Origin of the sequence: uncultured Nocardioides sp. (assembly GCF_947488025.1) — a bacterium.
Classification (GTDB): domain Bacteria; phylum Actinomycetota; class Actinomycetes; order Propionibacteriales; family Nocardioidaceae; genus Nocardioides.
The window spans coordinates 199,911-213,842 of the sequence record NZ_CANKYS010000001.1; the positions used below are offsets into that span (position 1 = coordinate 199,911).

General features: G+C 72.6%; 12 protein-coding genes. 8 read left to right on the top strand and 4 right to left on the bottom strand.

The features are described from left to right. The first annotated feature begins 45 nt into the window (after positions 1–45). On the top strand, positions 46–3,456 hold the full coding sequence (locus Q1B24_RS00930) for a pyruvate carboxylase (RefSeq protein ID WP_299922229.1): 3,411 nt from the start codon (positions 46–48) through the stop codon (positions 3,454–3,456). Here Q1B24_RS00930 and Q1B24_RS00935 read toward each other — a convergent pair. Both Q1B24_RS00935 and Q1B24_RS00940 read right to left on the bottom strand, forming a co-directional pair. Next, entirely contained in the window at positions 3,443–4,387 is a 945-nt protein-coding gene (locus tag Q1B24_RS00935; protein ID WP_299922231.1) for an SGNH/GDSL hydrolase family protein, read from the bottom strand. The genes Q1B24_RS00930 and Q1B24_RS00935 overlap by 14 nt on opposite strands. After that, positions 4,384–5,625, bottom strand: coding sequence for a SpoIID/LytB domain-containing protein (locus tag Q1B24_RS00940; protein WP_299922233.1), 1,242 nt, complete (start codon positions 5,623–5,625; stop codon positions 4,384–4,386). Before Q1B24_RS00940 ends, Q1B24_RS00935 begins: the two co-directional genes overlap by 4 nt. Positions 5,626–5,722: 97 nt before the next feature. Here Q1B24_RS00940 and Q1B24_RS00945 point away from each other — a divergent pair, with 97 nt between their 5' ends. Continuing rightward, positions 5,723–6,532: a hypothetical protein gene (locus Q1B24_RS00945; RefSeq protein WP_299922235.1), complete on the top strand. Its 810-nt coding sequence runs from the start codon at positions 5,723–5,725 to the stop codon at positions 6,530–6,532. Positions 6,533–6,588: 56 nt separating this feature from the next. Continuing rightward, on the top strand, positions 6,589–7,497 hold the full coding sequence (locus Q1B24_RS00950; RefSeq protein WP_299922237.1) for a DNA-formamidopyrimidine glycosylase family protein: 909 nt from the start codon (positions 6,589–6,591) through the stop codon (positions 7,495–7,497). Here Q1B24_RS00950 and Q1B24_RS00955 read toward each other — a convergent pair. Both Q1B24_RS00955 and lpdA read right to left on the bottom strand, forming a co-directional pair. Beyond that, positions 7,433–8,824, bottom strand: coding sequence for an NAD(P)H-quinone dehydrogenase (locus Q1B24_RS00955; RefSeq protein ID WP_299922239.1), 1,392 nt, complete (start codon positions 8,822–8,824; stop codon positions 7,433–7,435). The genes Q1B24_RS00950 and Q1B24_RS00955 overlap by 65 nt on opposite strands. Beyond that, on the bottom strand, positions 8,824–10,230 hold the full coding sequence (lpdA, locus tag Q1B24_RS00960) for a dihydrolipoyl dehydrogenase (protein ID WP_299922241.1): 1,407 nt from the start codon (positions 10,228–10,230) through the stop codon (positions 8,824–8,826). The genes Q1B24_RS00955 and lpdA overlap by 1 nt, the downstream gene beginning before the upstream one ends. Positions 10,231–10,341: 111 nt before the next feature. Between lpdA and Q1B24_RS00965 the strand changes: the two genes are divergently transcribed. From Q1B24_RS00965 to Q1B24_RS00985, 5 genes are read left to right on the top strand one after another with little or no spacing between them, the layout of a single operon-like run. Further along, on the top strand, positions 10,342–10,794 hold the full coding sequence (locus Q1B24_RS00965; protein WP_299922243.1) for a gamma-glutamylcyclotransferase: 453 nt from the start codon (positions 10,342–10,344) through the stop codon (positions 10,792–10,794). A 33-nt stretch (positions 10,795–10,827) separates the two neighbouring features. Next, a complete protein-coding gene (locus Q1B24_RS00970; RefSeq protein ID WP_299922245.1) occupies positions 10,828–11,655 on the top strand; it encodes a purine-nucleoside phosphorylase in 828 nt (275 codons plus the stop codon). Between the two features lie 8 nt (positions 11,656–11,663). After that, entirely contained in the window at positions 11,664–12,473 is an 810-nt protein-coding gene (locus tag Q1B24_RS00975; RefSeq protein WP_299922247.1) for an NAD(P)-dependent oxidoreductase, read from the top strand. Positions 12,474–12,530: 57 nt separating this feature from the next. Then, the gene (locus Q1B24_RS00980; RefSeq protein WP_299922249.1) at positions 12,531–12,905 is read left to right on the top strand and encodes a MerR family transcriptional regulator; all 375 of its coding nucleotides are present in this window, start codon (positions 12,531–12,533) and stop codon (positions 12,903–12,905) included. A 34-nt stretch (positions 12,906–12,939) separates the two neighbouring features. After that, positions 12,940–13,932, top strand: coding sequence for an aldo/keto reductase (locus Q1B24_RS00985; protein ID WP_299922251.1), 993 nt, complete (start codon positions 12,940–12,942; stop codon positions 13,930–13,932).

Consider the following 13,932-nt stretch of genomic DNA (forward strand, 5'->3'; position numbering starts at 1 on the left):
GACGGGTAACCCGCGTCACACCCGTCACTCGATAGCGTGCGGCCCATGTTCTCCAAGGTGCTCGTCGCCAACCGTGGCGAGATCGCAGTCCGGGCCTTCCGTGCAGCGCGCGAGATCGGTGCGCGCACGGTGGCCGTCTTCCCCCACGAGGACCGCGGGTCCGAGCACCGGATGAAGGCCGAGGAGGCCTACCAGATCGGCGAGGAGGGCCACCCGGTCCGCGCCTACCTCGACCCGCAGGCGATCGTGGACGTCGCGGTGCAGTGCGGCGCCGACGCCGTCTACCCCGGCTACGGCTTCCTGTCGGAGAACCCTGCCCTCGCCGAGGCGTGCGCCGCCGCGGGCATCACCTTCATCGGACCCAGTGCCGAGGTGCTGACCCTCACCGGCAACAAGGCGCGCGCGATCGCGGCGGCCAAGGCCGCCGGCGTACCCGTGCTCGAGTCGGTCCCGCCGTCGACCGACGTCGAGGAGCTTCTCGCCGCCGCGGAGTCCCTCGAGGCGCCCCTCTTCGTCAAGGCCGTCGCCGGCGGCGGCGGGCGCGGCATGCGGCGCGTCGACACTCCGCTGAGTGAAGACGGGGGCGCCGCCCTGCGCGACGCCATCGAGGCCTGCATGCGCGAGGCCGAGGGCGCGTTCGGTGACCCCACCGTCTTCATCGAGCAGGCCGTCGTCGACCCGCGCCACATCGAGGTGCAGATCCTGTCGGACGGGACGGGTTCCGAGGGTGGCGTGATCCACCTCTACGAGCGCGACTGCTCGGTGCAGCGACGCCACCAGAAGGTCGTGGAGATCGCCCCCGCGCCCAACCTCGACCCCGAGCTGCGCGATCGCATCTGCGCCGACGCGGTCCGCTTCGCCCGCGAGATCGGCTACAAGAACGCCGGCACGGTCGAGTTCCTGCTCGACCCCTCCGGCAAGTACGTCTTCATCGAGATGAACCCCCGCATCCAGGTCGAGCACACCGTGACCGAGGAGGTCACCGCCGTCGACCTCGTGCAGTCGCAGATGCTCATCGCCGCGGGCGCCACGCTCGCCGACCTCGACCTCACCCAGGATTCGGTCCAGCCGCGCGGCTTCGCCCTCCAGTGCCGCATCACCACCGAGGACCCCGCCAACGGCTTCCGCCCCGACACCGGCAAGATCACCACCTACCGCTCCCCCGGTGGTCCCGGCGTGCGCCTCGACGGCGGAACGACCTACAGCGGCGCCGAGATCAGCCCGCACTTCGACTCGATGCTGGCCAAGCTGACCTGTCGCGGCCGGACCTTCGAGGCCGCGGTGCAGAAGGCGCGACGCGCGCTCCTGGAGTTCCGCATCCGCGGCGTCTCCACCAACGTCGGGTTCCTCCAGGCCGTGCTGGCCGACCCCGACTTCGCCGCCGGCGGCGTCACCACCTCCTTCATCGAGGACCACCCGAGTCTGCTCAAGGCCAACCTCGGCGGCGACCGCGCCACCAAGCTGCTGGCCTACCTCGCCGACGTCACGGTCAACCAGCCGCACGGTGCCGCGCCCGTCACCGTCACCCCAGCCAGCAAGCTGCCGCGGCTCGACCGCTCCCAGCCGGTGCCCGACGGCACCCGCCAGCTGCTGCGCGAGGTCGGGCCCGAGGAGTTCGCCCGACGCCTCCGGGCGCAGAAGGAGGTCGCCGTCACCGACACGACCTTCCGCGACGCGCACCAGTCGCTGCTCGCCACGCGGGTGCGCACCCGCGACCTGCTCGCCGTCGCCGACCACGTCGCCCGCACCACCCCGCAGCTGTGGTCGGTGGAGTGCTGGGGCGGGGCGACGTACGACGTCGCGCTGCGCTTCCTCGCCGAGGACCCGTGGGAGCGGCTGGCCGCCCTGCGCGAGGCGATCCCCAACGTCGGCCTCCAGATGCTGCTGCGCGGGCGCAACACCGTCGGCTACACGCCCTACCCGACCGCCGTCACCGAGGCCTTCGTGCAGGAGGCGGCCGAGACCGGCATCGACGTGTTCCGCATCTTCGACGCCCTCAACGACGTCTCGCAGATGCGCCCGGCCATCGACGCCGTGCGCGCCACCGGCACGTCGGTGGCCGAGGTGGCGCTCTGCTACACCGGCGACCTGTCCTCGCCCGACGAGCGCCTCTACACCCTCGACTACTACCTCCGCCTCGCCGAGCAGATCGTCGACGCAGGCGCCCACGTGCTGGCGATCAAGGACATGGCGGGCCTCCTGCGCGCTCCGGCCGCCCGCACCCTCGTGACGGCGCTGCGCGAGCGCTTCGACCTGCCGGTCCACCTCCACACCCACGACACCCCCGGCGGCCAGCTCGCCACGCTGCTCGCGGCGATCGACTCCGGCGTCGACGCGGTCGACGCCGCCTGCGCCTCGATGGCCGGCACCACGTCGCAGCCCGCCCTGTCGGCGCTGGTCTCGGCGACCGACCACTCCGAGCGCGAGACGGGTCTCTCCCTCGCCGCCGTCAACGCGATGGAGCCCTACTGGGAGGCCACCCGCCGGGTCTACGCGCCCTTCGAGTCGGGCCTGCCCGCCCCCACCGGACGCGTCTACCGCCACGAGATCCCCGGCGGCCAGCTCTCCAACCTGCGCCAGCAGGCGATCGCGCTGGGCCTGGGCGAGAAGTTCGAGCAGGTCGAGGACATGTACGCCGCGGCCAACGACATCCTCGGCAACGTCGTCAAGGTGACGCCATCGTCCAAGGTCGTCGGCGACCTCGCCCTCGCGCTCGTCGCGGCCGGCGCCGACCCTCACGCGTTCGAGGCCGACCCGGCGTCGTACGACGTCCCGGACTCCGTCATCGGCTTCCTCAACGGCGAGCTGGGAGACCCGCCCGGCGGCTGGCCCGAGCCGTTCCGGACCAAGGCTCTGGCCGGACGCACCTGGAAGCAGCCGATCGAGAGCCTCACCGACGACCAGCAGGCGAGCCTGGCCAGCGACCGCCGCGCGACGCTCAACGAGCTGCTCTTCCCGGGCCCGACGGCCGCCTTCCGCGAGTCCCGGGAGGCCTACGGCGACCTGTCCGCGGTGTCGACCATCGACTACCTCTACGGCCTGCGCCGCGGCGAGGAGCACCGCGTGCAGGTGCGCGAGGGCCGCGAGATGCTGTTCGGGCTCGAGGCGATCAGCGAGCCCGACGAGCGCGGCTACCGCAACGTGATGGCGACCGCCGACGGCCAGATGCGGCCGGTCCAGGTGCGCGACCGCAGCATCTCCGCCGACGTGGTCTCGGCCGAGAAGGCCGACGCAACCAGCACGGGGCACGTCGCCGCGCCCTACGACGGGGCGGTGACGGTCACCGTCGCGGAGGGCGACAGCGTCGAGGCAGGCCAGACGGTGGCGACGATCGAGGCGATGAAGATGGAGGCCTCCATCACCGCGCCGGTCGCCGGCACGGTCAGCCGGCTCGCGGTCCGCGCCACGCAGGCCGTCGAGGGCGGCGACCTGGTGCTGGTGATCAGCCCTCGTTGAGGACGATCACGTCGGGGTCGGGCTCGGCGTACTCCGTGATCTCGGCGGGGTCCTCCCCCGTCACCTCCCGGTAGACCTCGGTGGCCACCGCGCGCATGCCGTTGATCTTGGGGTGGAACGGCGCGGCGATGCCCGCGCGGAACCGCGGGCCGTTGACCCACGCCCGGCCCTTGGCGCACACGTCGTGCCCGTCGGAGACCGCCGCCATGTCGACGTACGACGCCCCTGCCGCCCGCGCGCCGCGGCGGAGCGAGCGGTTGAGCAGCTCGGCGACCTCGGCCACCGGCGCCAGCACCTCGGCGGGCACGCCGACGGCGCCGCAGGTGCCCTCGGTGGGGAGGATGTCGGGGTAGCCGACGACGAGGACCTCGGCGTCGGGCGCGGCCTTCTCGATGCGGCGCACGGCCTGCTGCACCCGCCCGGCGACCTTGCCGGTGTCGGTGCGCAGCGTCTCGACGGGGCAGGCCACGGCCGGCCCCCGCTGGCACTGGATGAGCGAGTCGTAGATGCCGAAGTCGTTGCCGCCGATGCCGAGCGTGACCAGGTCGGTCTCGTCGGAGAGCGCGTCGACCTGGGGCGGGGCGGTGTTGCCGTCGAACATCACCATCGGCTCGTAGAGGTCGCGGGTCGTCGCGGCCGAGCAGGTCACGTCGGTGTAGCTGGCGACGTCGAGCCAGTCGGCCACGAAGGCCGGGTAGTTGTCCTTCGAGCGCGCGCAGCCCTGCGGGTCGGTGCGCATCGTGCCGATGAACGGCCCGGCCGAGAACGAGTCGCCCATCGCGACGTAGTCGACGCGGGTGGTGACCTCGGTGTCGACGACGGGGTCGGGCAGGTCGACGTCACCGCCGCCGGCCGCCTGGCCGGACTCGCAGGCGGACGCAGCGAGGGCGAGGGCGGCCACTGCCGCCGCCGTGCGGAACCGTCGGGTCACAGTCGGGCAGGCCCCTTCTGGCGCGGCAGCACGCTGAACGTGAACCAGTCCGAGCGCAGGCCGAGGTAGGAGCGGGTCTCGTCGCCGCTCACGCTCACCCGGCCGCCGGTGAAGACGAACGCCATCTCGGCGACCCGCCCGCCCCAGTCGCCGTTGCCGTCGCGCGAGACGACCTCGATGCCGGTCAGGTCGCCCATGCCGGGCCAGTGCTTCTCGACCTGGGTGTCGTCGACCGTGGTCGTCCAGGTGGAGTACGCCGGGTTGGCGAGGCCGTCGTAGGGGTCGGCCTGCGCCACGAGGTAGGGCATGGAGCCCGCCGAGGAGAAGCCGCCGTTGCTGGCGGAGAACTGCGTGAACGCCGGACGTCCGTCGAAGAAGAGGCCCTGTCCGGCCGTCGCCTGGATGGCCGCGGTCGCCGCCTCGTGCTCGACGTCGACCCCGCCGTAGACCTGGCACTGGGTGGTGTCGCAGAGGTCGTAGTGGGCCGCAGCGGGCTGGGAGCGCTCGAACGCCGCATAGGTGCGCGCCGCGACGGACTGGGCGCTGACCGCCGCTGCCGTCCAGAGCGCAGGAACCTCCTGCGGCACGACGCCGCGCAGGTAGGCCTCCATGCCGACGCGGTTGACGGTCTCGCGCTTGCCGCCCGGGCGTGCGGCGACCGACTGCAGGGTGCCGCGGTAGTCGCGCCGGGCGCCCCGCAGCACGAGGGTCAGGCGACGGTCGGCCGCGGAGAACTCGGCCTCGCCGGGCACCTTCTTCCAGCGACGCCACGAACCGCCCTTGGTCCACTGGACGGCGGTGTCGCGACCGGCCGCGACCAGGCGCCACTTCCGCGCCCCGTTGGAGGGCAGGCGCCAGGTGCGCGCGCGGGCGAGCGAGCGGACCTTGAGCCCCCGCTCCGCCGCGACCTGCACGTCACGCCCGGTGTCGGCGGTGATGAGCACCCGGACCTTGCCCCGCACCGCGCCCCACGTGGTGCCGGGGTAGTAGAACTCGTTGATCTGCTGCCACGTCAGGCCCTGCTGGGCTGCGCCGAGGGCGCCGTACTGCGACATGCCGTGACCGTGGCCGAAGCCGCGGCCGGTGATCGTGATCGCGCTGCTGCCCGGGGTGGACCAGGTCTCGACCGCCCGGCGCGGGTCGGCCGCCGACGTGCCGGCGGCGGACGCCGGCAGGGCGGGCAGCAGCAGCGCGCTCACGGCGAGCGCGAGCGGCAGCAGGCGGATACGGGTCGTCATGTGGTCTCTCCCCCGAGAACGATCGGCGAACCTCCGAGGTTACAGGGGGTCGGTCAGTCCGGGGCCGGGACTGCGGGGATTGTGGAACGATGGGGTCGTGCTGAGCAGGCGGAGGCGCGAGCGACGCAAGGAGCAGCTCGCCGAGCTCGACGCGTTCCGGCACGTGCGGCGCGCGGCGGAGGAGGACGTCACCCGCTTCGGCGAGGAGCTGGCGACACTCCATCTCGACACGTTGGGCACGCCGCTCGACGAGGAGATGCGCGGCGACTACCAACGCGCGCTCGACGCCTACGAGCAGGCCAAGGCTGCCCTGCACAGGGCCAGCACCGCGGCCGACGTGACCGGCGTGACCCGGACATTGGCCGACGGCCGCTTCGCCCATGCGTGCGTGCTCGCGAGCCAGGCCGGCTCACCGAGGCCGGAGCGCCGGCCGCCGTGCTTCTTCGACCCGGCCCACGGCCCGGCCACCAGCGACGTCACGTGGGCACCGCCGGGCGGCGTGGCCCGCGACGTACCGGTGTGCTTCCGCGACGCCGAGCGGTTGGCGGGCGGCGAGCAGCCCGACGTACGGCTGGTGCGGCTGGGTGATCGCCGCGTCGCATGGTTCGCCTCCGGGCCGGTCTACGCGGCGTGGGCCGGCGGCTGGTATGCCGAGCTCGTGCAGGAGGGCCGTTTCGTGGCCGAGCGGCTCACCATGGCGTACGCCGGGCCGCTGCACGGGAGCGCTCACACGCAGCTGCCGATCGCCGTCGCCTGGAGCGACCCCGATGCGTGGGAGGGCGGCGGGATGATCGGCGGGCACGACTACTCCGGCTACGGCGGCAGCGACGGTGGCTGGGGCGGCGACGGCGGTGGTGGCGACGGCGGCGGCGGCGACGGCGGTGGCGGTGGCGGCGACGGGGGCTGACACCTCGTGCGGCTGCTGAGCATCCAGCTGTCGGTCGTGCCTGTGACACTGGACGGGTGCCCGAGGGAGACAGCGTCTGGAAGCTCGCCCGCCGGCTGGACCGCCAGCTGAGCGGCCACACCGTCGTGCGCTCCGACTTCCGCACGCCCGCCCTGGCCACCCGCGACCTCTCCGGTCGCGAGGTGGTCGGCCACGACACCCACGGCAAGCACCTGCTGACCCGGTTCTCGGGCGCGGCGGGGCCTCCGCCGGCGACGCTGCACAGCCACCTTCGCATGGACGGCTCGTGGTCCACCCTCGCCCCCGGCAAGCAGCTGCCCGCCAAGCTCCAGCCCCACGTGCGGCTCGTCTGGACCCTCGACGACGGCCGCACGGTCCACGGCATCCGGCTGCACGACCTCGCCCTGGTGCCGACCGACCGCGAGGGCGACCTGGTCGGCCACCTCGGGCCCGACCCGCTGCGTGACGACTGGGACGCCGAGGAGGCCGTGCGCCGGCTGCTCGCGCGGCCCGACGTGCCGCTCGTGACGGCGCTGCTCGACCAGCGGTCCCTCGCCGGCCTGGGCAACCTCTGGGCCAACGAGCTGGCCTTCCTCAGCGGCGTGAGCCCGTGGACCCCGCTCGGGGAGGTCGACGTGCCCCACCTCGTCGAGCGTGCCGCCACCATGCTGCGCCACTCGGCGACCGTCCCCGGCGCCTACCAGGTGACGACCGGCTCACCGGTCAAGGGCGACGACCACTGGATCACCGGCCGCCAGCGGCAGGGGTGCCGGCGGTGCGGCGGCCCGGTGAGCGTGCAGGCCGAGGTGCCCGGCGACGCCGCCAACCGCCGCACGTGGTGGTGCCGGTCGTGCCAGCCCGGTCCGGGGCCCGAGGCGCGGGTGGGCGACGGCCCCGGGATCAGACGTGGTGCAGGCGCCGCGCGGCCTCGGCGACCGAGCCGCTCATCGACGGGTAGACGGTGAACGCGTGCGCGAGCTGGTCGGCGGTCAACGACTCCGCGACCGCGACCGACACCGGGTGGATGAGCTCGGAGGCGCGCGGCCCGACGACCACGCCCCCGACCACGATGCCTGTGCCGGGACGGCAGAAGAGCTTCACGAAGCCGTCGCGCACGCCCTGCATCTTGGCCCGCGCGTTGCCGGCCAGCGGCAGGGTGACGACCTCGGCGACGATCTCGCCTGCGTCGACGGCCTGCTGCGACCAGCCGACCGTGGCGATCTCGGGTGAGGTGAAGACGTTGGAGGAGACCTTCTTGAGGTCGAGCGGTGCCACCGCGTCGCCGAGGAAGTGCCACATCGCGATCCGCCCCTGCATCGCGGCGACCGAGGCGAGCATCAGCACGCCCGTGCAGTCGCCCGCGGCGTAGACCCCGCGCGCCGAGGTGCGCGAGACCCGGTCCACGGTGATGAACCCACCCTCGTCGACGGCGACACCGGCCTCCTCGAGGCCGAGGTCGGCCGTGTTCGGGATCGAGCCGAGCGCGAGGATGCAGTGGCTGCCCGAGACCGTACGGCCATCGGTCAGGGTCACCGTGACCTCGTCGCCGTCACGGGTCACCGACTGCATGCGCGAGCGGCTGAGCACCTTCATCCCGCGGCGGGTCGCCACGTCCTCGAGCACCGCGGACGCGTCGGCGTCCTCGCCGGGCAGCACGCGGTCGCGGCTGCTGACCAGCGTCACGTCGATGCCGAGGGAGAGGTAGGCGCTGGCGAACTCGGCGCCGGTGACGCCCGAGCCGACGACGATGAGCTTCTCCGGCATCTCAGTCAGGTCGTAGACCTGCTCCCAGGTGAGGATCCGCTCGCCGTCGGGCTGGGCACTCGGCAGCGTGCGCGGAGCCGCGCCCGTCGCGACGATGATCGCGTCGGCCTGCAGGGTCTCCTCGCCGTCCGCGGTCGTCGCGACGACGGTCAGGTCGGGCCCGAGCCGGCCGCGGCCGGTGAGCACGCGTACGCCGTCGCGGTCGAGGCGGGCGGCGATGTCGGCCGACTGGTCGGCCGCGAGCTGCTTGACCCGGGCGTTGACCCGGGCCAGGTCGACGGAGATGGCCGTGGCCGCGTCGCCCTGGTGGTCCTCGAAGTTGACCCCCAGCTCGCGTGCCGTCGACATGTCGCTCATCAGCTCGGCGGTGGCGATGAGCGTCTTGCTCGGCACGCAGTCGGTCAGCACCGCCGAGCCGCCGACGCCGTCGGTGTCGACGACGGTGACCTCCGCGCCCAGCTGCGCGGCGACGTGCGCGGCCTCGTAGCCGCCCGGGCCGCCGCCGATGATGACGATGTGGTCGGTCATCAGAGGTTGATCATGTGACCGGCGATGCCGTGCACGGCCTCCTTGACGGCCTCGCCGAGCGTCGGGTGGGCGAAGACGTTGCGGGCCACCTCGTCGGCGGTCAGGTCCCACTTCTGGGCCAGGGTCATCACCGGCAGCAGCTCGGTGACGTCGGGGCCGATCATGTGGGTGCCGATGATCTCGTTGTGCTCGGCGTCGGCGACGACCTTGACGAAACCGATCGCCTCGCCGAGGCCCATCGCCTTGCCGTTCGCGGTGAAGGGGAACGTCGCGGTCTTGACGTCGTAGCCCTTCTCCTTGGCCTGGGCCTCGCTGTAGCCGAATGACGCGATCTGCGGCATGCAGTAGGTCGCGCGGGGCACGAAGTCGTACTCGACCGGCATGGTCTCGGCGCCGTTGATGGTCTCGGCGGCGACGATGCCCATCGCCTCCGCGACGTGGGCCAGCATCAGCTTGCCGGTGCAGTCGCCGATCGCGTAGACGTTGTCCACGTTGGTGCGGCCGTAGTCGTCGATCTCGATCGCGCCGCGCTCGGACACGTTGACGCCGATGTTCTCGAGGCCGAAGCCCTTTACCCGCGGGGCGAAGCCGAAGGCGGCGAGGAACTTGTCGGCCTCGAGCACCTGCTCGTCGCCGCCACCGCCGGCGGGCGCGACGGTGACCTTGACGCCCGAGCCGGTGTCCTCGACCTTCTTCACCGCGGCCGAGGTGAGGACCTTCACGCCGAGCTTCTTGTAGTGCTTGAGGAGCTCCTTCGAGATGTCGGCGTCCTCGGTGGGGACCATCCGGTCGAGGAACTCCACGATCGTCACGTCGACGCCGAAGTTGGCCATCACGTAGGCGAACTCGACGCCGATCGCGCCGGAGCCGCCGATGACGATCGAGCCGGGCAGCTCGTCGGTGAGGATCTGCTCCTCGTAGGTCACGACGTTGTCGCTGAGCTCGACGCCGGGCACGAGACGCACCGTCGCGCCGGTGGCGAGGATCAGGTTGTCGAAGGTGTAGCCGGTGGTCTCGCCGTCCTTGCCCTTGACGTCGATCCCGGTCGCGCTGGTGAGCGTGCCCCAGCCGTCGATCTCGGTGATCTTGTTCTTCTTCATCAGGAAGTGGACGCCCTTGACGATGCCGGCGCTGACGTCGCGGCTGCGCTTGTGGGTCGGGCCGAACGCCATGGTCGCGTCGCCCTCGATGCCGAACTTCGCCTTCTCGTGCTGGAGCGTGTGCGCCAGCTCGGCGTTCTTCAGCAGCGCCTTGGACGGGATGCAGCCGACGTTGAGGCACACCCCTCCCCAGTACTTGTCCTCCACCACGGCCACCTTCTGGCCGAGCTGGGAGGCGCGGATCGCGGCGACGTAGCCACCGGGGCCGGCGCCGAGGACGAGGGTGTCGAAGTGCGTGTCGGTCACGCCCCCAGCCTAGTTGTCCGCTGCGCGGGGGGAACACCCGCCCGAGGCTTGTCCTGAGGAGCGCGCCCCGGCGCGCGTCACGAAGGGTCGCGGCTCGATACTGTGTCGCCCGTGACCCTGTACGCCGCCTACGGGACGAACCTCGATCCCGCCCGCATGGGCGAGCGATGCCCCCACTCGATCCTGCACTCCACCGGGTGGCTCACCGGCTGGCGGCTGACCTTCGGCGGGGAGGAGCACGGCTGGGACGGCGCCCTCTCCACGATCGTCCAGGACCCCTTCGAGCAGGTCTTCGTCGCGGTCTACGACGTCACGCCCGAGGACGAGCGTGAGCTCGACGGCTGGGAGGCCGCCGACACCGGGCTCTACCGCAAGACGAAGGTGCGGGTGCAGACGCTGACCGGCGAGCTCGTCGTGTGGTCCTACGTCCTCGACGCCTACGAGGGCGGCCTGCCCTCGGCGTCCTACCTCGGGGTCCTCGCCGACTCGGCCGAGGCCGCCGGTGCACCCGAGGACTACGTCGCGGCCCTGCGCCGCCGTGCCTGCCGGTCCACCGGACTCTGAAGCGGGGCGGCGGATCGGTCTAGAGTTCCCGGCGTGACCCATGCAGCAGCCGTCCCCACGCCCTACGAGAACGCCGCCGAGGCCGCCGCCCGGCTCGCCGAGCTGACCGGCGTCGAGCGCCACGACGTCGCCCTCGTCCTGGGCTCGGGCTGGCTGCCGGCCGTCGACGCGCTCGGCGAGGCCACCGCGGAGATCGACACCGTCGACCTGCCCGGCTTCAGCGCCGCCGCGGTCGCCGGCCACAGCGGCAAGATCCGCTCCATCCGCTGCACCGACTCCGACGGCGCCGAGCGCAACCTGCTCGTCTTCCTGTCGCGCACCCACTTCTACGAGGGCAAGGGCGTCGCGGCGGTCGTCCACCCGATCCGTACGGCCGCTGCCGCCGGCTGCTCGGCGATCGTCCTCACCAACGGGTGCGGCGGCCTCAAGCAGGGATGGCAGCCCGGACAGCCGGTGCTGATCTCCGACCACATCAACCTGACGGGCACCAGCCCCATCGTCGGCGCGAACTTCGTCGACCTGACCGACCTCTACAGCCCGCGCCTGCGCGCGATGTGCAAGGAGGTCGACGGCTCCCTCGACGAGGGCGTCTACGTGCAGTTCCCCGGCCCCCACTACGAGACGCCCGCCGAGGTCCGGATGGCCGGCATCCTCGGCGGCCACCTCGTCGGCATGAGCACCACGCTCGAGGCCATCGCCGCCCGCGAGGCCGGCATGGAGGTCCTCGGCATCAGCCTGGTCACCAACCTGGCCGCCGGCCTGAGCGGCGAGCCGCTCAACCACGAGGAGGTCCTCGAGGCGGGTCGCTCCGCCGCCAGCCGGATGGGCGGTCTGCTGAGCCAGGTCGTCACGAGGATCTGAGGCCCGCGATGCGCGTGCTGGTCACCGGCGCCGCCGGCAGCATCGGTCGGGTGGTCACCACCGGGCTGGCGAGCGCCGGCCACGACGTCGTGGGGCTCGACCTCGTCCCGCCGCCCGACGGCACCCCCTTCGGTTGGCACGAGGCGGACTGTGCCGACGCGGACGCCGTCGAGGCGGTCCTCGCCGCTCTGTCGACCGGGGGCAGGCTCGACGCCGTCGTCCACCTCGCCGGCATCCCCGACGAGGCGTCGCTGCCCGACGAGCTCACCTCCCACGTCGTGACGACCGCGGCCCTGCTCGACGCGATGGTGGCCCACGACGTGCCCCGCATCGTCTACGCCTCCTCCAACCACGCGGTGGGCCGCACCCCGCGCGCCGACGGGACGTTGACCGAGCACGCCCTCCCCCGCCCCGACACCTACTACGGCGTCGCCAAGGTCGCGGCCGAGGCGCTCCTGCACCTGTTCGCCGACCGGCACGGCATCGACGCGGTGGCGTGCCGGATCGGGTCGTTCCTCGAGGAGCCGGCCAGCGTGCGCGGCCTCTCGACGTGGCTCTCCCACGACGACTGCGTCCGCATGGTCGAGGCGGCCCTGACCACCCCTGCCCCCGGCTACGCGGTCCTCTACGGCATCAGCGCCAACACCCGCGCCTGGTGGGACCTCGAGCCGGGCCGTCGCCTCGGCTACGAGCCGCAGGACGACGCCGAGGCCTACGCCGACCGGGTCGAGCCCGGGCCGCACGACGAGGCGGAGGCCGAGCACGTCGGCGGTCCGTTCGCGACGGCGCAGTTCCACCGCCCGGCCCTCGGCAGCTGACTCGGCGCTCTACTTGGCGCTTGACTTGGAGCGCACTCCAAGTCGGACACTGGTGGGATGACCAGCCTGAGCATCGCCGAGGCGGCCGAGCGGACCGGGCTCACCGCCCACACGCTGCGCTACTACGAGCGTGACGGGCTGCTGCTGCACTCGGTCGACCGGGCGCCGTCCGGCCATCGCCGCTACACCGACGAGGACCTCCGGTGGATCCAGATGGTGACCCGGCTCCGCGCCACCGGCATGCCCATCCGCGACGTACGCCGCTATGCCGCCCTCGTGCGTGAGGGCGACGGCAACGAGGCCGAACGCCTGGCGCTGCTCCTCGCGCACCGGGAGGTCGTGGAGCGCCAGCTCGCCGAGGTGACCGGCCACCTGCGCGCGATCGACCACAAGATCGCGCTCTACGAGAACAAGGTCGCCCCAGCCCCTTGACCTTGAGCGCGCTCGAAGGCGAAGGGTGGCAGGCATGAGCATCCAGACACGACAGATCGGCTCCCTGACCGTCTCCGCCCTCGGCCTCGGCTGCATGGGGATGTCGGAGTTCTACGGCACGCCCGACGAGCATGCGGGCATCGACACGATCCACCGGGCCCTCGACCTCGGCGTGACCTTCCTCGACACCGCCGACATGTACGGCCCGTTCACCAACGAGCGCCTGGTGGGCCGGGCGATCGCGGACCGCCGCGACGAGGTCCAGCTCGCCACGAAGTTCGGCAACGAGCGCAACCCCGACGGCTCCTGGGTCGGCATCAACGGCTCCCCCGACTACGTCCGCCGCGCCTGCGACGCCTCCCTCGAGCGGCTCGGCGTCGACCACCTCGACCTCTACTACCAGCACCGTGTCGACAAGACGGTGCCGATCGAGGAGACCGTCGGCGCGATGGCCGAGCTCGTCGAGGCCGGAAAGGTGCGCCACCTCGGGCTGTCGGAGGCCGGCGCGGAGACCATCCGCCGGGCGCACGCCACGCACCCGATCACCGCGCTGCAGTCCGAGTACTCCCTCTTCACCCACGACGTCGAGGACGAGATCGTCCCGGTGCTGCGTGAGCTGGGGATCGGCCTGGTGCCCTACTCCCCCCTCGGTCGCGGCATCCTCACCGGCGCCGTGACGCGCGAGTCCCTGGAGTCCGACGACTCCCGCGCCACCGGCCGGTTCCCCCGCTTCAGCGGCGACGCCCTCGACGCCAACCTCGCGCTGGTCGACAAGGTGAAGGAGCTGGCCGCGGACAAGGGCTGCACCCCCGGCCAGCTCGCGCTCGCCTGGGTGCTCGCCCAGGGCGACGCGCAGCTGGGTGTCGCGCCGATCCCCGGCACCAAGCGGGTGCGCTACCTCGAGGAGAACGTCGGTGCGCTCGACGTCGAGCTCACCGGCGACGACTTGGCCGCCCTGGACCAGGCCGTGCCGCGCGACGCCGTGGCCGGCGAGCGCTACGGCGACATGTCGACCATCGACGCCTGA